The sequence below is a fragment of the Sediminicola sp. YIK13 genome, assembly GCF_001430825.1.
Lineage (GTDB): Bacteria > Bacteroidota > Bacteroidia > Flavobacteriales > Flavobacteriaceae > Sediminicola.
The window spans coordinates 291,808-310,618 of sequence record NZ_CP010535.1 but is presented as its reverse complement, the minus strand read 5'-3'; the positions used below and the strand labels follow the sequence as shown (position 1 = coordinate 310,618).

22 protein-coding genes are annotated in these 18,811 nt (G+C 39.0%); 20 read left to right on the top strand and 2 right to left on the bottom strand.

All coding sequences use genetic code 11. The features are described 5' to 3' along the window. Nucleotides 1-3: 3 nt before the first annotated feature. Together SB49_RS01410 and SB49_RS01405 are read right to left on the bottom strand one after the other, a co-directional pair. On the bottom strand, nt 4-1,446 hold the full coding sequence (locus tag SB49_RS01410; RefSeq protein WP_442983584.1) for a foldase protein PrsA: 1,443 nt from the start codon (nt 1,444-1,446) through the stop codon (nt 4-6). After that, nucleotides 1,439-2,332: a hypothetical protein gene (locus SB49_RS01405; RefSeq protein ID WP_062053162.1), complete on the bottom strand. Its 894-nt coding sequence runs from the start codon at nt 2,330-2,332 to the stop codon at nt 1,439-1,441. Before SB49_RS01405 ends, SB49_RS01410 begins: the two co-directional genes overlap by 8 nt. 137 nt (nt 2,333-2,469) lie before the next feature. On the opposite strand from SB49_RS01405, the gene SB49_RS01400 reads away from it, so the two are divergent. The 20 genes from SB49_RS01400 (at nt 2,470) to SB49_RS01300 (ending at nt 18,735) form a co-directional block, all read left to right on the top strand. Continuing rightward, the gene (locus SB49_RS01400; RefSeq protein WP_062053160.1) at nt 2,470-2,712 is read left to right on the top strand and encodes a hypothetical protein; all 243 of its coding nucleotides are present in this window, start codon (nt 2,470-2,472) and stop codon (nt 2,710-2,712) included. Nucleotides 2,713-2,754: 42 nt separating this feature from the next. Beyond that, nucleotides 2,755-3,924: a serine hydrolase gene (locus SB49_RS01395; RefSeq protein WP_335337884.1), complete on the top strand. Its 1,170-nt coding sequence runs from the start codon at nt 2,755-2,757 to the stop codon at nt 3,922-3,924. Then, a complete protein-coding gene (locus SB49_RS01390; RefSeq protein WP_062053158.1) occupies nt 3,905-4,420 on the top strand; it encodes an SRPBCC family protein in 516 nt (171 codons plus the stop codon). The genes SB49_RS01395 and SB49_RS01390 overlap by 20 nt, the downstream gene beginning before the upstream one ends. Before the next feature lie 202 nt (nt 4,421-4,622). Next, a complete protein-coding gene (locus tag SB49_RS01385) occupies nt 4,623-5,063 on the top strand; it encodes a J domain-containing protein (protein WP_062053155.1) in 441 nt (146 codons plus the stop codon). Nucleotides 5,064-5,149: 86 nt separating this feature from the next. Beyond that, nucleotides 5,150-5,344, top strand: coding sequence for a cold-shock protein (locus SB49_RS01380; RefSeq protein ID WP_062053153.1), 195 nt, complete (start codon nt 5,150-5,152; stop codon nt 5,342-5,344). Between the two features lie 134 nt (nt 5,345-5,478). Continuing rightward, nucleotides 5,479-5,868, top strand: coding sequence for a hypothetical protein (locus SB49_RS01375; protein WP_062058730.1), 390 nt, complete (start codon nt 5,479-5,481; stop codon nt 5,866-5,868). Nucleotides 5,869-6,080: 212 nt separating this feature from the next. Next, nucleotides 6,081-7,712: a sensor histidine kinase gene (locus SB49_RS01370; RefSeq protein ID WP_062053152.1), complete on the top strand. Its 1,632-nt coding sequence runs from the start codon at nt 6,081-6,083 to the stop codon at nt 7,710-7,712. 38 nt (nt 7,713-7,750) lie between these two features. Beyond that, nucleotides 7,751-8,188: a hypothetical protein gene (locus SB49_RS01365; protein ID WP_062053150.1), complete on the top strand. Its 438-nt coding sequence runs from the start codon at nt 7,751-7,753 to the stop codon at nt 8,186-8,188. A gap of 5 nt (nt 8,189-8,193) precedes the next feature. Beyond that, a complete protein-coding gene (locus SB49_RS01360) occupies nt 8,194-8,631 on the top strand; it encodes an SRPBCC family protein (RefSeq protein WP_062053148.1) in 438 nt (145 codons plus the stop codon). Nucleotides 8,632-8,704: 73 nt separating this feature from the next. Further along, on the top strand, nt 8,705-9,919 hold the full coding sequence (locus tag SB49_RS01355) for a dioxygenase family protein (protein ID WP_062053146.1): 1,215 nt from the start codon (nt 8,705-8,707) through the stop codon (nt 9,917-9,919). Between the two features lie 209 nt (nt 9,920-10,128). Then, nucleotides 10,129-10,473 (top strand): hypothetical protein, encoded by a 345-nt coding sequence (locus SB49_RS01350; protein ID WP_062053145.1) that lies wholly within the window; start codon nt 10,129-10,131, stop codon nt 10,471-10,473. Between the two features lie 723 nt (nt 10,474-11,196). After that, nucleotides 11,197-12,909, top strand: coding sequence for a gamma-glutamyltransferase (gene ggt, locus SB49_RS01345; protein WP_062053143.1), 1,713 nt, complete (start codon nt 11,197-11,199; stop codon nt 12,907-12,909). Nucleotides 12,910-12,991: 82 nt separating this feature from the next. After that, nucleotides 12,992-13,642: a VTT domain-containing protein gene (locus SB49_RS01340; RefSeq protein WP_162254199.1), complete on the top strand. Its 651-nt coding sequence runs from the start codon at nt 12,992-12,994 to the stop codon at nt 13,640-13,642. A 16-nt stretch (nt 13,643-13,658) separates the two neighbouring features. Next, nucleotides 13,659-14,222 carry a DUF7010 family protein gene (locus SB49_RS01335; protein WP_062053139.1) on the top strand — a complete coding sequence of 188 codons (564 nt, stop codon included), beginning with the start codon at nt 13,659-13,661 and terminating at the stop codon, nt 14,220-14,222. A 519-nt stretch (nt 14,223-14,741) separates the two neighbouring features. Further along, nucleotides 14,742-15,626, top strand: a complete 885-nt coding sequence (locus SB49_RS01330; protein ID WP_062053137.1) for a hypothetical protein — start codon at nt 14,742-14,744, stop codon at nt 15,624-15,626. Between the two features lie 160 nt (nt 15,627-15,786). Continuing rightward, nucleotides 15,787-16,614: a TlpA family protein disulfide reductase gene (locus SB49_RS01325; RefSeq protein ID WP_062053135.1), complete on the top strand. Its 828-nt coding sequence runs from the start codon at nt 15,787-15,789 to the stop codon at nt 16,612-16,614. Between the two features lie 315 nt (nt 16,615-16,929). Next, entirely contained in the window at nt 16,930-17,445 is a 516-nt protein-coding gene (locus SB49_RS01320; RefSeq protein WP_062053133.1) for a RidA family protein, read from the top strand. A 37-nt stretch (nt 17,446-17,482) separates the two neighbouring features. Next, a complete protein-coding gene (locus SB49_RS01315; protein WP_062053131.1) occupies nt 17,483-17,722 on the top strand; it encodes a hypothetical protein in 240 nt (79 codons plus the stop codon). Between the two features lie 266 nt (nt 17,723-17,988). Next, nucleotides 17,989-18,360: a VOC family protein gene (locus SB49_RS01305; protein ID WP_062053127.1), complete on the top strand. Its 372-nt coding sequence runs from the start codon at nt 17,989-17,991 to the stop codon at nt 18,358-18,360. Between the two features lie 3 nt (nt 18,361-18,363). Further along, nucleotides 18,364-18,735: a nuclear transport factor 2 family protein gene (locus SB49_RS01300; protein ID WP_062053125.1), complete on the top strand. Its 372-nt coding sequence runs from the start codon at nt 18,364-18,366 to the stop codon at nt 18,733-18,735. Nucleotides 18,736-18,811: the final 76 nt, after the last annotated feature.

The window sequence follows — 18,811 nt, the reverse complement described above, 5'->3', positions numbered from 1 at the left end:
CATTTACTCCTTTACCCAGTTATTCGCAAAATCGCATCCTTTGTTGTCCTTGTTTACACTGATATAGGTTTCGTCTATATGCTCGGCCATCCACTTTTCAATAGCTTTAAACTGCTTATCACGAAGTGCCAACTCCTGGATCTTTAAATAATCTTTGGCAAAGTTTGCCTCATGCTCATCATACCTATTGGTAATCTTCATGATCTTGTATTTTGGGGCTCCTCCCCTTGGATCCTCCTCTAAAATAGGCTGGGAAATTTCATTATCCTTTAGGTTACGTACTTGGTTGTACAGGGTAGGGTCCATTTTGGTCAATTCAAAACGAGAATCAAAATTGGTAGGGTTCCTCAAAAGACCTCCATCAAATTTGGTTTCTTTTTCATCAGAGAAATTCTGGGCGGCCTCGGCAAACGAATATTTCCCATCAATTACGTTTTGACGAATACTATCCAATTCCACCTTGGCAGCATCCATAGCTTGCTGAGGGATTTCCGGGGCAATCAATATATGCCTCAAATCTACTTCCTGTCCCCTTATTTTTTCTATATAGATAATATGATAACCAAATATAGTTTCAAAAGGTTCGGATATCTCCCCTTCCCTCAAACTAAAGGCTACATCCTTGAATTCTTTTACAAATCCTGTCTGTCTCGTCATGCTGTAAAAACCTCCTTTGGATTTTGATCCTGGATCTTGGGAGTACAGAATGGCCTTTACACTAAAACTAGCGCCATTGTCCTCCACATCGGCCTTAATACCTCTCAACTTATCAATCACCTTCTGCTTTTCCACTTCTGGAGCCTTAGGTTCCTTTACTATTTGCGCAATTTCCAATTCAGCACCAAATACTGGACGCTCTTCTGCCGGAATCTTATTAAAGAACTGGCGTACTTCTTCAGGGGTAATCTCTATCTCACCAACAATTTTCTGCTGCATTTTCTCGGACAACATCCTCAATTTGTTGATCTTAAAAAGCTCATCCCTAAAACTCTCTTCATCATCCTTACGGTAGAACTTCAAAACTTTTTCTATGGAACCTACCTGCGAGACAAGAGATTGCAACTGCCTCTCACTGGTGGCATTCACCTCATCATCGGAAACCAAAATACTATCCTGTACAGCCTGGTGGGCATATAAACGGTCTTCCATTAATTTTCCCAACAATCCGCAACGTGTTATATCTTCCGTTGAGGCCCCTTGACTACGAAGATCGATCAAGGTTTTCTCTATATCCGATTCCAAAATAACATAATCGCCAACCACAGCGGCTACCCCGTCCAATTTTACCCTTTTGAAATTGTTTACGGTATCTTTTTTGTACCCTACATTGGCTTCCACTGTAATATCTTGTGGTTCTACCTGCGTATCGGGCATTTTATCGTTTTCCTGTGCATACCCCATTACTGTAACTAGTAAAGCGGTTAAAAATGTGATCATCCTATTCATCTTGTACATATATCTCAAATTCTTTTTCTTTTACGGCCTCATCAATAATCTCGGTTTCCAGCTTTCGCATATAATCCAACCTTCTTCTATTCATCAGCACCTGCCTAATTGAAGGTCTTATGAAGGATAGTGGCGCAGTATCATTCACCTCAAGCACATCAATTACCTTGCCCAAATATACCCCTAATGAATCCTGTATTTCAAAAAATTGTGATTTTTTTAAATACTGCTCCTCATTTTCAAGGTTTAAGGGATTAATTTCCTTAACGATCCTGGACACCTTTACCCATACAGAATCATTCAGGTTTAGTTTTCTAAACTGCACACTAATTGAGTCGAGATAAGCTTGATCTCTTTTATTGAATCGTCTTATTTTTTCTGCTAGGGCGTCCTTTTTCATAAACTGTGGAGGAATTTCCACAAAACGGATCATCATGAGTTTCTCTCTCAACTTAAAATTCTCCTTTTCGTTCTCATAGAATGCGAACAGCTCTTCTTCATTTACAATAGTATCCAGCGCCTGTTGTACCAAAGCTTCTTTGTATGCCCTGGTGTATAGATCTATTCTGTAATCGTCTACCAGTTTATCAAATTCCGCCAATTTATCTACCGGTAAGTTGATTTTTGATTTTGAGAGCAACAATTGCTTGGATGCCCAAATATTTATATAATTGGAAACAAAGGAAGCACTGTCCTCTTTAGACATGTTATCCGTAATAAGTGGTGCGATATCCTCCTGATAAAGATACACTTCCCCAACACGGGCAATAGCCCCATTATCCTTCTTTTTTTTCCAGATCCCCTCGCATGAGGCTCCTAATAAAAGAATCGCAACCGCTAAAATCAGGGTGAAAAGTTTAATGAAATGTCGTGTTATAAAAAACATCCTGCAAAAGTAACAAATAACCATCGCTGTGCAAGTTCTGATTTTCTGCTAAAAATCAACTATTTTTAACAAATGTTTAGAAACACTAAGCCATTGCCAACAGAAAAAAACATTTGGGACCTAGTTCCTTAATACCCATGAGCAACCGAAGAATTAAATTGATTTGGGACTTTAGAGGTCCCACTGCCGCTAAAACAGCAGAACACCACGAGGTACACTTAACGGATTATATCATTGCCGAGAAATTGGATTTGGGCATCACCGGTTACAAGACGTATAGCGAAATGCACAGTATTGCCTTTTTGGTGGTAGACGAATCCAAAATGATACAGGTCCGTGATGCCTTAAAACCACATAGGGGGGAAGTTTATGAAGACTAGTCCCCACTAGCAACGGTGCCTTTAAAATTTAAACCTATCGCTTTGAGCCACAAATACCTCTTTGCCTTTTGGATCCTTTTAACGACCTTCAGCTGCAAGGAAGATACTCCTTCTCCTCCAGTGGATCCTTTGGCCTATGTCCTCCAATCCAACCATCTGAATATAAAAAGGGTAATGGACAGCATTTCGAAGTACGAAGTACAGGTCCTTTTTACTGCGGTAACCAGAAGAAATGATAGTGTTATTTTAGATGACCATGATTTTCAGGTTAATGCGGAAAATTATTTTTATCCTGCCAGTACCGTCAAGTTGCCCATTGCTGTCCTGGCCTTGGAAAAACTGAACGAGAACGACACCCTTACCATGGATACCCGTTTTTTTGTGGAAGGGGATACCATCACGACCACTTTTGCCGAGGAAATCATCAAAATATTCGCGGCTAGCGATAACGATGCCTATAACCGGTTATTCGAGTTTTTGGGCACGGATGAGATCAACAACCGATTGGAAAATAAGGGCATTGTACCTATTCGTATCTCCCACCGTTTATCAACAGAAAATGCGGACCGAACCACTACCAGGCCACTTGTAGTGTATTTGAATGACAGCACCCTCATGAATAGGACGCGATCCTACAACAAAGCCCCAAGACCGTTATCCCTGAACAGTATCAAAAAAGGAAAGGGATATTATCATGATGGTGAACTTGTAATGGAACCCTTTGATTTTGGCCTTAAAAACTATTACCCTATTGAAGCCCAGCACGCTGTACTGAAACGTATTATGTTTCCGGAATTATTTTCAAAAAAAGAGCAGTTCCATATTAACAAGGAACAACGACAGCGGCTTTTGAAGGCCATGAGTGCTCTCCCAAGAGAAGTGGGCTATAACACAAGGGAATTTTATGACAGCTATGGAAAATTCTTTATGTACGGTGATACAAAAGAGCCAATCCCGAAGACCCTGAAAATTTACAATAAAGTGGGATATGCCTATGGTGCCTTAACAGATTGTGCGTATCTTAAAGATACAAAAAACGACATTGAATTTTTGATCACGGCCACTATTTTGGTGAACGAGGATGGCATCTTTAATGATGACCAATACGAGTATGAATCGGTGGGCATCCCTTTTCTCGCCGAATTGGGCAGGGAGCTCTACCAGCTGCAATTATCCATAAAAAACGGAACCTATGGAACTACTGACCTTTGATTCCTTTACCAAGAAAATATATATCAAGGCTCCCTTGGAAAAAATATACTGGTGCTGGGCCACTACTGCGGGCATCATGTCCTGGTTCTTGAAAAGTGCAGAATACCTTGGAAAGGATGCTAAAGTGAGAAACGCGTCCGACTTCATTCAACAAGGGGATACGTATACCTGGGAATGGCACAATTGGGACGGACAGGAAAAAGGGACCGTTCTGAATGCTAACGGCAAGGATTTTTTGGAAATAAGCTTTGCCGGAGATTGCCGTGTAGCCATAACACTGCACGAAAAGGGCTCTAGTATATTGGTCACCCTGAAGCAATACAACATTCCCACGGACGAAAAGAGCAAAATGCAAATCCATTTTGGGTGTAGCAATGGTTGGACTTTTTGGCTGGCCAACCTAAAGGCTTACTTGGAACACGGTATCCTCCTGAACGAAACGGAGCACGATTTACGCCAATTTCCCAATGCAGGCCTGGAATTTGTAAATATGTGATGTCTTCAAATATGCAAAATGCATATCCACAAAGCACCTATTAAAGGTTTAAATTATCTACAAAAAATAAATCTTCCAATCGCAATAGGTCAGATCAATAATTAGGAGTAGCTTTGCGCCCAGTTAAAAAAAAAATTGTCGGTATTCCACTCATAACCAATTATTTATAGAGGCCTGATTGGGATTAATAAAAGGAGAATGCATGAAGCGTATTAATGAATACAGGAAATTGTTCAACGTTGATAAGGATATAGACCTAAAACAGCTAAAAACAACCTATAGAAATTTAGTAAAAGAATGGCACCCGGATAAATTCCAGAAGGAAGATGCCTTGTTTGAAGAGGCTCAGGTAAAGAGTCAAAAAATCATAGATGGATACCATTTTTTGGTGAGTATTGCACCAGAAACCAAGGAAGCCAATTTAGAAGAATACAAGATAACCACCAATGAATCTGGAATTGCGGATTTTACGCATAAAGGCTTGTTAATGGAAATCACCTTTTTGGACGGCAATACGTACGAATTTTTTGGGGTGACAAAGAATATTTATGTGAAGATGATCAACTCTGACAAGCAAATGCGTTTTGCCAAGAGGAACATTTTCAATTCATATTTATATAGAAAATCGAAAAAAAGCGCATAAAAACAAAATCATATGATTTAAATCAGAGAAATCTAATTTATTAATACGATCTTTGTCAACTATTTAGTAATTAATTAATTTTTATAATGAGTACAGGAACAGTAAAATTTTTCAACGATGCAAAAGGATTTGGCTTCATAACTGAAGAAGGATCTAACAAAGAACATTTTGTACACGTATCAGGTTTGATCGACGAAATCCGTGAGGGTGACGAAGTTGAATTTGAATTGGAGCAAGGAAAAAAAGGATTGAACGCGGTTAACGTAAAAGTTATTGACTAACTTCATTTCTTTTCTAGAAATAAGGCCTATCGATTGATAGGCTTTTTTTATGCCCAAAAATGAGCTAACGTAATCTTTAGCTGTTTATGCTTGATTCATTTTTGACTATATTGAGGGAACCTAAGCATAGGACTATGGTGTTTCTTTCTAAATGGATCCTTATTTTATTTGGAATATTCCTCATTGGAGTTGCATTTCTTATGCTCCTATACCCTACTAAGGCCAGGGCAACTATTAGCAAAGCTGGCAGTACCCCCCTCATCAATTATATGGAAATAACCCTTCGGATGGTCCCGGCAGCTGCTTTGGTCCTTTATGCCGATTTTTCCAACTACCCTATGCTATTCCTTGTCTTGGGATGGTTTATGTTGGCCACTTCCCTTGTACTCTATTTTGTTCCCAGAAGGTTGCACCATCAGTACGCATTAAAATGTGCAGCGATTTTAAACCCAACGGTTATCCGAATCATATCTCCCCTATCCCTCCTATTTGGGATATTAATAATCTACGCCACTATTTCATAGCATGTGGCAATTGAATATGTAATCTCCTCTTCAATTATTTGGGTGAATCTTGTCCGCTGTAAGAGATAATTTACTCATATAAGCATATATAGAGAATATTTTATATCTTTAAGTACCTCCGCCATACAAAATTTCCGTTCAATTCACATTTCACCCAAAAAGAAGTGACATGAAGAACATCGAGACCCCAATAATTAATTGTAAAGATATAAATGGAAATTAAACCAACTATAGATTCACTAGAGCATAGGATAAAGGAGCTAGAAGCACAGCTAGATGCTGCGGAATCATACCATTTGCAAGTTGGCTACTATAAACATATGTTGAATCATACCCAACAACTTTCCAATATCGGAAGTTGGAATTGGGATCTTGTGACCAACACCGTAGAGTGGTCAGATATGATGTACCAAATGTTGGGATTGGAACCCAATGAAGCAGTCCCCTCCTATCAACTCGCACTACATCACGTCCATGAAAAAGACAAAGAATTTTATGTTAAGGCCCTGGAGGAGGCGGTTAATAATAAAACAACATTCTATTTGGAAAATAGAATTGTTAAAAAAGACAACTCGGTTATTTCTGTTATTACCAGAGGTAGGTGTTTCAAGGATTCCAAGGGTAACCTGGTCCGTATGATCGGCACAGTACAAGATACTACTGAACAACAAAAAGCCTTTGATAAACTCTTGAAGGTGAATGAAAAGACAAAAGAAATCGAGACAAAATTACATGAAGCCCAACGCTTATCCATGGTTGGTAGTTGGGAATATGAACCCAAAACCAAACGCTTTCATTGGTCCAAAGAGATGTACCGTATTTTTGGTCTCGAATCCCATCTCAAGGATCCTACCTTTAACCATGTTAAAAAATTAATTTCTTCCCATGAATGGATGGAACTTGATAAGGCCCTTTCAAAAGCAACCCAGAAGGGAATACCATTTCAATTGAACGTAAAGCTGAATCTCCCAAATGGAGCAAATAAAACGGTTGTCATTATCTGTCAGCCTGATTTTAAAAAAGCCGCTAAGATGTACAGTTTGAAAGGGACCATACAAGATATATCTACCTTAAAACTTGCAGAAAACAAACTACAGGCCTTGAATTTGTCCTTGGAAGAAAAGGTTAAGGAACGCACTGCCGAACTAATTAATTCCTTGGAAAGGGAAAAGAAAATTAGCGAGTTAAAATCAAATTTTGTCTCTATTACCTCCCATGAGTTCCGTACCCCATTGACCATCATCGGCCTTTCTGCCACCCTTATTGAGAAATATATACAAAAGGGAAAACTAGAACATATACAGTTGCAATTAGATAAGATACGGTCTGCAGTAATCAATCTTGTACAAATCTTGGATGACCTTCTTACCATAGGAAAAATTGAAGGCGGTAAGGTCAATACCCAAAAAATAACTACCGATATCAAGAAACTTACTAATGCCCTTCTTACGGAAATTAGCGCCATAACCAAAAAGGGACAAAATTTAAACTATACTCATCAAGGTTCTACCGAAATCAATATTGATGTAAACCTATACGGGGGCATATTTATAAACCTGCTATCAAATGCCATTAAATATTCCGAAGGAGAAATTCAAATAAAAACGCAACTGCAAGAACATAATATGGTCCTGTCTATTGTGGATTCGGGGATAGGAATTCCTTTTGTGGACCAAAAGAAGATTTTCAGCAAATATTTTAGAGGTAGCAATTCTACCCATATTGCAGGCACAGGGCTTGGCCTCAATATTGTTTTTCAATACGTAGAACTATTAAAAGGCAGTATAGAATTTACCAGTATTCCCGGCAAAGGTACTACCTTTATAGTGGTGCTACCCTTATAACACAAAAGTACCAACCGATAAACCAAAAACTTCTCCTTATGAAAAAAGCCATCAGAAATGTACTAGCAGTCCTTTTAGGGCTCGTTATAGGTAGTGTTGTAAACATGGGGCTCATTATGTCCGGAGGCGATGTTATCCCACCGCCCGAGGGTGCAGATGTCACTACTATGGAAGGTCTAAGAGCTTCCATGCACCTCTTTGAGGCCAAAAATTTTATTTTCCCGTTCCTGGCCCATGCGCTGGGCACATTTGCCGGCGCCTTATTGGCGGCACTGATTGCCGCCACCTACAAAATGAGGTATGCTTTTGGGATTGGTGCTGCCTTTATGTTGGGCGGTATCATAAATAGCTTTCTACTGCCCGCCCCTTCTTGGTTTATTGTCCTGGATCTGGTGGGCGCGTATATTCCCATGGCATGGTTTGGCGGAAAATTAGCTTTGGGACTCCACAGAAAAAGAAGCAATTTAACCCTATAGAACTTATGAAATATACCATTTCCATAGACATAGATAGGCCAATTGATAAGGTCATTGCACTTTTTGACAATCCAGACAATTTAAAGGAATGGATGGAAGGCCTTCAGAGTTTTGAAAATCTGAGTGGTTCCCCCGGAGAGGTTGGGGCGAGATCCAAGTTAGTTTATAAAATGGGAAAGCGCGATATAGAGATGATAGAGACGATCACTGTACGCAAACTACCCCAAGAATTTAGTGGTACCTATGAAGCCGACGGCGTCTTTAATATTGTAAAAAACAAATTCGAGAAAATCTCAGATACAAAAACCAGATACATTTCTGAACAGGAATTTGAATTCAAGGGCATGATGAAATATTTTGCATTTTTGATGCCCTGGGCCTTTAAAAAGCAAACCATGAAATATCTAAAGGCATTTAAGCAATTTGTGGAAGGACAGGGATAATCTACAAATTCCGTAATTTAGAGGGTATGTTTTTCTCATTTAGTGGCAGTACTGTGAACCAAAACCTCCATCTATGAAAAATTCGGCACCATTTTATATTCTCTTTACATTCCTTGCCATGCTTTGCAGTTGCAATGGGCAGCCCCAAAAAAAAGCACCTGTATCCTCCCCAAACCAAAGTCAAGCAGTCGTAGGCGGGGGTTGCGATGGTTGTGAGCTGATGTACGTTGGGATGCCGAAAAATATCGCTGCGGTTGATACCAGCGCCGGATGGACCGAAAAAGGGCAAAAATTACTTATTACAGGTACTGTTTATAAACTTGGCGGTAAAATACCGGCCCCCAATGTGATCATCTATTACTGGCAAACGGATGCCGAAGGATACTACTCCCCTGTTGAGGGAATGGAGCCCAAAGCGAGAAGACATGGACACTTAAGGGGCTGGGTAAAAACCGATGACAAGGGACATTATGCCATATATACCATTAGGCCAGCGCCCTACCCTAAAGCGGTAATGCCCGCCCATATCCATATGGCCATCAAAGAACCCAATATCCCCGATGAATACTATATAGACGAATTTGTTTTTGACGATGATCCTTTGCTGCTTCCTGCCTGGAAAAAGAATCCGCCTGAAAATAGGGGTGGTAGTGGAAAGCTTAGGGTCCTGATTTCCGATGACCTTCAGATTGCCGAACACAATATTGTCTTGGGGTTGAACATCCCTAATTATCCAGAAAAACCGGCTTCGGCCCAGCAATCTGGACTGGAAATTGGGGAAGATCAGCCCTCTTTTGCCCCATACCATGCCTGGGGCCCAGATAAAGGTACCAAAACCTGTCCCGTTTGCAAGTACGGGCGTTACCACGGTATTATCTACTTCGTGGGCAACAATCCCAATTGGGAGGACATCAAAAATTGGTTGACCTATTTGGAACAGGAAAGCCGTAATAGAAGTAAATATCTAAAAGCCTATTTTGTCTATGGAAATGACCAAGGGTATACCAAAGAAAAAAGAATCAAGGAATTGGAACAGGTGGGCAAGGAATTGAATTTGGAACATTTGGCACTTACGTTTGTACCTTCCTTTTTGGATAAGGGCAGTGAGATACACCTCAACAAATTGGATCCCAAGGTGGAAAATACCTTTATCATATACAAATACCGCACTATTATAGATAAATATGTGGGCCTCAAACCCACTACGGAAAATTTTTTGAAGCTCTCCCAAACCTTGGACGCCACTACCAATGAGTATTTTGACCTGCCCGTTCCTAAGCACGACTGATCTTATTGTAACCTTTAAAGTGTTGTCAACTAGAAATAGTCATCTGCTATCTTTATCCTAGCGAGTTGATAATTCCTTCTAAAATTATAGAATGTTATCTTAAAAGATGATGAGATATTCTCTATATTGGTTTCTTATTAATAAGGCAAAAAAGATTGTATTTCATTATATGGTGTATTCCATACTCATGTAACCTAGACCTCATTTTTATGAAAAAATTAAATATACTAGTGCTTTTTATACTTTTAATGCAAAGCTGTCAAATCTACCAACCTGTAAGTATATCTGAAATAAAAACGGGAAAAACTTATGAATTAACTCTTTTGAACGGACAAAGATTCGAAACAAGATGTCAGCGCGTTAATGAAAATAGCATTTTTGTTGAAATCACTGAAAATATTATGGAATTGCCTAAATCGAAAATTGATAAGGCCAAAAGAAAAAAGACCTCTGTTCTTAGATTGGCTGGAGGATTAACGTTAGCTACTGTTGGCGCAGTACTTTTAATTAATAGTGCTGACAAAGAAGTATATCAGCTTCCTGTTAAAGAATAATTCATATTTTATCAGGTTTTATCAACCTTATGGAAGACGCTCTTTCTAGTTTGAAGAATTCTTATAAAATATATTCTTTTAGTCATTGTAAGTATCCACTCTCCTTTTTATGAAAATAAAACAATCCCTTTGAACCCTACTTTTTTATTCAATTTTCATTCTCTGTATTAGGACAGGCAAAATCAGATGAAGAATCAAAAATTAAAGTCCTGAATTTTGGTACTGCTTATTTAAGTCTGACTACGGATGCCAATTCCGCCATGATAGATTTAAAAGACCCTAAAGAAATGACTGATTTAAAATAATTGGTTCAAAGAATTGCTGAATTTAAACCAACAGTGATTTTTTTGGAAATGGAAACCGAAAACAAATTAATGTGTTAAGGAGACCTATGAAAATTATAAAATGGACCAATCCAATAGGCTGAACTATTCTGACGAGATGAATTAAATTGACTGGAAGTGGGAAGATTAAGCGGGACCACTATCAATGAGTATTTTGGCCTGTCCGTTCCTAAGTACGACTGATACGCTAAAGCTACCACGGGAGCAGTTCACAAGTATATTACATCCACAATTCCCCTGCCCCCTCTGTTAATAACTTCGCACAAAATCATAGATTTCTATCTAATAGAATGAGGTCATATGCTCTATCTTGCTATCTGATTATCAATTGCCTAAAGATTTACACAGTAACTTCATACAAACGTTAGAAATACTAATTATGAAATACAAAGCACCCTTTTTTATAGTTCTCCTTGTAGTTTTCATCCATGGACATTACATGTTTGGTCAGGTTTATGCCAGAAACGGCATGGTAGCTTCAAGTAGCAAAATAGCTTCCCAGGTTGGGGTAGATATTCTAAAAAAAGGTGGAAATGCAATTGATGCTTCTATAGCAACGGCATTTGCCTTAGCCGTCACCCATCCATCAGCGGGGAATATTGGAGGTGGAGGTTTTTTGGTATTTATGAATACTTCAGGAACAACTACCACCATTGACTTTAGGGAAAAAGCACCAATAAAGGCATCACCAAATATGTTTCTAGATGATGCTGGGAATCTTGCAAAAGGAATGAACCTCTACGGAATGGAGTCCAATGTCAATCACATTGGTGCTAAATCAGTGGGAGTACCTGGAACAGTGGCCGGACTGTATCTTGCGCATCAAAAATATGGGAGCCTGCCTTGGGAAAATTTGATTCAGCCCGCTATTGATATAGCCGAAAATGGTTTCCCGCTTACCTGGGACCTTTTTAACGCGGCCACATTTTTTGAAACCAACTCCCCTGTTCCTTTTCTGAAAAATTACTTTAAAAATGCCAATGGTGAACCCACACAGTTTGGAGAATTGTGGAAACAACCTGAGCTGGCCAATACCTTAACGGAAATCCGAGATCATGGTCAAGATGGTTTTTACAAAGGGGTTGTTGCCAAAGAGATTGTCCGGTTTATTAAAGAAAATGGAGGTCTGATCACATTGAAAGATCTTGAACGCTACACAGCCATTGAAAGGAAACCGATTAAAGGGAATTTTAAAGGTTACGATATCTATTCCATGCCTCCACCAAGTTCAGGAGGCGTGGCACTCATAGAAATGATGAATCTAATGGAATTGGCCAATCTGGATTCCATAGAATTCAATTCTGCGGCATACGTGCATTTGATTGCGGAAGCCATGCGAAGAGCCTTTGCTGATAGAGCAGAACATTTAGGAGATTCTGATTTTAATTTAGACACACCATTGGATAAACTGACTTCCAAATCATTTGCCAAAACCCGTTTTGAAAATATTGATATGACAAAAGCCTCCATAAGTGATACAACCAAATTTGGGCAGATGTACGATGGCAGCAGCACCACTCACTTTTCTGTGATGGATAAAGAGGGTAACGCTGTATCCCTAACCTACACCTTAGAACATTCATATGGTTCAGGAATGGGTGCCAAGAAGCTAGGTTTTATTTTTAATAATGAAATGGGCGACTTTAATCCTCAACCCGGTTTTACTACAAGTTCGGGTCAAATTGGAACAGATCCCAACCTAATTCAGCCCGAAAAGAGAATGCTTTCCAGCATGACTCCTACCATTGTGGCCAAAGATGGGAAACCCTATCTAATTATTGGAAGCCCTGGAGGAAGGACCATTATCAATACCGTTTTTCAGACGGTGCTGAATGTACTAGCCTACGATATGCAGGTAGATAAGGCGATCGAAGCTATGAAAATTCATCACCAGTGGTTGCCCGATCAAATTGAATATGAACGTACGCTTCTATCGCCAGATACCCGAAAGGCCCTAGAAGACATGAACCATACCTTAGTCCCAGTAAATTCATTGGGTTCCCTAATGGGAATTCAACTAGACGCAAAAAATAATATCATGATTGGAGCTTCTGACTCTTCAAGTCCAGACGGAGCTGCAATAGGCTATTAAAAAGTTCATCAAAAAATATATCTGACTTTTTCTTATGAAGTACAGCTATTTTGTACTTTTCCCTGGTGCAATTTATCATTTCATGGATCAACTCATAGATTTCATCCTTCATACGGATGATGCCCTCATCTCCCTAGTGGCCGATAATATTTATAAGGCCTACTTTATCCTTTTTTTAATTATTATGCTGGAGACGGGGCTGATCGTTTTTCCTTTTTTACCAGGAGACGGATTGCTATTTTCTGCCGGAGTGGTTGCTGCCTCTACAGAAATGAATGTGTGGGTATTATTGGTTTTGCTCATTACCGCCGCAATAGTAGGAAATACCATCAACTTCTATGTGGGTATGACCATGGGTGCAGGACTAAAGCAGAGCAACAATTACCTCATTAAAAACTATCTAATGGCCCATGTTCCAAAGGCGGAAGAATTTTATGCCAAACATGGGGGACGAGCCATTATCATCGGGCGGTTTTTTCCCATAGTCCGTACCTATATCCCATTTTTAGCTGGGATTGTTCGCATGGAGCGCCATAGCTTTATGAAAAACACCATTACGGGAGCTGTGGCCTGGATTACAATATTTCTCTTGACAGGTTATTTTGTTGGTGAGATCCCTTGGGTAAAAAACAATTACGGAATTATATTTTTAAGTCTAATTATAATTACAACCTTACCATTGCTATTCTCGTTGCTGAAGAGACTACTAAAAAAAATGACCACAAAAATCTAACTAAAACCACCATAAAATGACCAAAACCGACCTAAATCAACTAAAATTGGAATTATCCCTAAAAGCCAAAAATGGGCTTGATTTTATCCTTGCCGCAACTTTGATATGGCTGATAATTACATTTGTATGGACCCTTCCGTTTTCTTCTTATGACAAAAGCGTCCTTACCTTTATTGTCGGTGGCCTTATGCTGCCCTTAGCTTTTGTTATGTCTAAAATCTTGAAGACACAATGGAAAATTAAGGACAATCCGCTACAGCCGTTGGGCCTATGGTTAAATATTGCCCAACTATTTTACTTCCCCTTTCTTATTTTTATTTTGATTTATCTTCCTGATTATTTTATCATGGGATATGTGATCATTACCGGCGCACACTTTTTTCCCTATGCCTTGTTTTATAACGAATTAGGATTTGCCATTATGGGAGGAATTATTTCTTTTGGAGCATTGCTACTTGCTCTTTGGGCTACACCAGAGCAAATGTATCTGATAGGAATTTTTATTGCTAGCTGTCTTGCAGTTTTAGCACTATTGCTATACTCTTCTTATAAAGGTAAAAAAGCCAGCCTTATCCAGTAAGGCATTTAGATCCATTAAATTAATTTCCACTACTTAAAGTATTGGACAAAAAAAAAAAGTTGGACTCCACACTAAAAGCATCAGCGGAGAAACTTCATTCAGTGCAGGGGTGTGAGCTGTTTTAGAATGACTTCATACGCTGTAACCACTTATTATGTTAAAAACCCGATGACAATAAATTGTTCCATTTAGGGGCTAACAACACAGTAGTTAGAACATTTAAAGATAATGTCTATCAATATTTTTCTGATTGCCCCATCTTAATTGAAAAATAGCGCCCAAGGGATAGCTGAATTTTGCGATATTAATTTCGCAAATTAAAAAAAGCGGAATTACTTTTACCAATCAATTTCGGGAGCAATGGGGTTAGGACATGTCGCTGGTTCAAATCATTCCATTGAAATAATAGATAGGTAACTTTAGACGCTATTCCATGACCGAAAACGACAAAAGAATCTTGCCCAGCAATGCTGTACTTTAAAAATATGCCATTATTTTAGCCTTCCTTAAAAACGCCAAATGCCCCATACCCTTAGAAATGATCTTTTGGAATTACAGATTTACCTGCCTACGGAAAATTATGTGGGATCCCGCTTCGACTGGACCGGAAAAATAACAACCGTTACTTTTAACAAAACCGCCATTACTGGGGTGGAGCGAACCGATATTAAGGCAGGAGAACATATGGGCAAGGGCTTTTACAATGAATTTGGCATCGACTCCCCACTAGGATTTGAGGGGACAGAGATTGGAGATTGGTTTCATAAGATTGGCGTGGGGCTCATACGAAAAGATTCGGACACCTACGACTTCCAAAGGGCCTACGAGGTGCAGCCCGCCGAATTTAAAGTCACCAAAAACGATACTAAAATATCCATTACCTGTACTTCTAGGCTTCATAATGATTACGGGTATGTCTTACACAAGGAGATTGAGCTATTGTCAAATGGTTTTAGGATTGGTTATCGATTAAGGAATACAGGTAAAAAATGCATTGAAACCAGTGAATACAATCACAACTTTTTAAAGGTGGACAAAGATTTGATAGGCTGTAATTATCATTTAAAATTTTCATTCTCCCTGCAGCCCGACCATTTTGGGGAAACGGTGAACCCAGAAAGGAAAGTGGTGCTCGGTAAAAGCGATTTTTCATTCCTAGGTACACCCAAAGAACAATTCTTTTTTAGCAACCTATCCGGAGGCCAATCGGTTCCCGCACAATGGGAACTTCTAAATAACAGTAGCAAGATTGGGATTCGAGAAACAGGTAATTTTCCAACCCATAGTATTAATCTATGGGGATGGACGCATGTGATAAGTCCAGAACTGTTCCACAGCATTTCGCTTCAAGCTGGACAGGTCACGGAATGGACCAGAACCTATGAGGTTTTTTCGCTTCAATAAAGTAAATAACGCTTAAATTTTTGTCCTGAGGACATAGTTTAATGCCTGCCTCTTAAAAGTTTATGCGTGTATTATTAATTCCATGCCGTTAGTTTGTATAATATTTTCTATATTCCCTTATGGTAACCCATTAACAAAAGGTTGCGACAAAGGAACAATTATGAAAAGCTCCAAACTACTTTTATTAGTCGCTAGTATATTTTTTATTTCGTGCACCAACTCTGATACAAAAGGTTACAGCCCTGAGTTAAAAAACAAAATAGTTGATTTAACGCTCTATTCTGCCTCCCAATTGGAAAAGATGGGAACAATAACGTACAATGTAAAGTTTATCCCCATCTACGATCTAAAAGGAGAATTGGTGAGCCCTAAAGACTTTCGCTCCTTGATAAATGCCAAAAAAGTAAAACAACAATTGTATTTTGATGAAAGCGGAATGGTAAAGGCATTGGTAATGATGCCTTTGACCCTGGAAGAGTTAAAATACAACGCTCCAAAAGAAGATGAATTTATTAAATTGGAATCGGTCATGGAAGGACAACCCGTGCCCAACGGATCATTTTTGTCGATTGACGATGGTACCGTAGCCATAGAATCTTTTAGGGGAAAATACATCATCATAGATTTCTGGGCCACATGGTGTGCCCCATGTTTGGAAGAAGCTCCTATTTTTAAACAATTAGCCGAAAAACATGCTGCTGACAATGTAGAGTTCATTACTATTTCTGTTGATCAAGATTTTACAGGTTGGAAAGGATTTTTAAAAGATAAGAATTGGATAGGAAACCATTATTGGTTGGGTCAAAAAGAAGGGAATCCATTCTATTCATTGACGTATTCCAAGCACATAATTGAAAACTCTCCTGTTATCCTGGTGACCCTTCCCAAATATGTGATCATTTCCCCAGAAGGAGAAATCCTCTCCAACGCCCAATTAAGACCAAGTGATCCTTTATTTGAGGAAGCTCTGCAGAAATACCTGAATTAAACAGACCGTAGCAACAGATGTCTAATGGTCTTATGCCCTGTGCAACTGGGTGGGAATTTATGTAATCTGCATTCAATTCCGTAATGAAACCCAAAATGCTCACAAAGAACGGTTTAGTCAATTTTTTTGGAAAATATTCGCTATATTTAATCAATTAATATTCCCTCTTTTTAAGAAGTTCTTCAATCATCAGCGAATCACTTCGCTTGGTTGCTTTGTGGTTCTGTTTACAATGTTCTAAAACCTTTTGTCTGCTATAGACAAACGGGGAAGCCGAAAACCGAAAGAGTAGGCACCAGCTAATCTACCAATATTATGAAAGCATTTAACCTTATTTTGCATCCAAAAACCTTGTTGATGACACTTTGCCTAGTTTGTATCTCTATTCATGGGTGTAAAGAAGCTGATAAAGAAGTACAAGAAGAAGTAGCGGTCAAAATAGAACAGCCAGAATACTTCAACCTACGCCCCGAAATCGAAAAAGCTTATGGATATTCGCATGCTGTAAAAATTGGCAATGACATCAAAATATCTGGAGCAGTAAGTATGGATAATGAAGGAAATCCTACAGCGGTGGGTGATTTTGAACAACAAATGAAAAATTGCTATACCGATCTGGAAAAAATATTGACACATTATGGTTGCACCTTTGATGATGTGATCGTGGAAAATATTTTCACCACTAATATGCCTTTATTGTTGGAGCATGGCGCATACAGAGGTACGATTTATACCAATAATTTTCCGACCGGATCTTGGCTTGGTGTAAAAGAACTGGCGCTTCCAGAATTTATGATTGAAATTGAGATGGAAGTACATAAAATGGATTGATTATTTATAACTTGAAAAGAATTGGTAAAAATCTATTATGAAAACAATGACCTGCAAACAACTGGGAGGGGCATGTTCCAAAGAATTTAAGGCCAATACCTTTGAGGAAATAGAGGAAATGAGCAAAAGACACGGGATGGAAATGTTCCAAAAAGGGGATGAGGCACATCTGAACGCCATGAAAAAAATGAAACAACTCATGACAACCCCTGATGCCTTAAAAGAATGGTTCGCTTCTAAAAGAAAAGAATTTGATGCCCTGTCTAAGGACGAATAAAGGAAAAGCCAGCGTAAAAATTAGAAAGAGGAGTACTTATAGTTTCCTCTGGCACATTCCTGTCTCCTCGAGCGCAGTCGAGAGGTCTGGACAGTGGCACCGCCACCTTTTAATGTCCCCTCGAGCGGTTTTAAATTCTTTGGACTTCCAATATGGACTACCCTCGATATATTTATTGGCTTGCAACAAATCCACTGTTCGCATCCAGTTATTCTCCATAAAATCATAACTTGAGGTTCTAATAGGAACCAAAAAAAATCACTGTTATGAAATTAGGAGCATTTTCAGTTAGCCTTAATGTTAAGGACATAAAGGTATCCAAGGATTTTTACGAGAAATTGGGATTCACTGTTTTTGCAGGGGACCTTGAAAAAAATTACCTCATTATGAAAAATGAACACTCCCTGATCGGACTTTTTCAGGGCATGTTTGAAAATAATATTTTAACGTTTAATCCAGGTTGGGATACCAACGCAAAGAAACTGGACAGTTTTGATGATGTCAGGGAAATTCAAAAATCCTTAAAGAAAAACGGCATCCCACTTAACCAAGAAGCAGATGAAAGTACAAATGGACCAGCGAGTATTGTTTTGACGGATCCAGACGGCAATGCCATTTTAATTGATCAGCACGTATAAACAATGGGGATAAAAGATTTGGTAAAAAGATGGTTCGATCTATGGGAATCCGGAGATTTTAATTCCCTCCCCATAGCTGAAAATTTCAAGCATAGCAGTCCATTTGGCACCATAGTAGGCAAAAAAACGTATTTAGAGTTGGTGGCCACCAATAAGGATAAATTTTTAGGACATAAATTTGAACTGCACGAAGCCCTATATGGCGAGAACAGGGCCGGCGTGCGCTACACTACCACCCAGGGCGATTTTTCTATGGAGGTGAGTGAATGGTATTATGTTCAAGACAATCTCATATTAGAAATAATAGCCTATTACCATATTGGTGAAATAAGGGAAGAACGGAAACTTAGCTTTCCCAATAAAACGCCCAAATAGCAAAGAAGAATTTTTCATGCACCCTAAAAAAAGAGATTTCTGCTCAATCCTTTGACCTTAGCCTTTAAAAACCTAA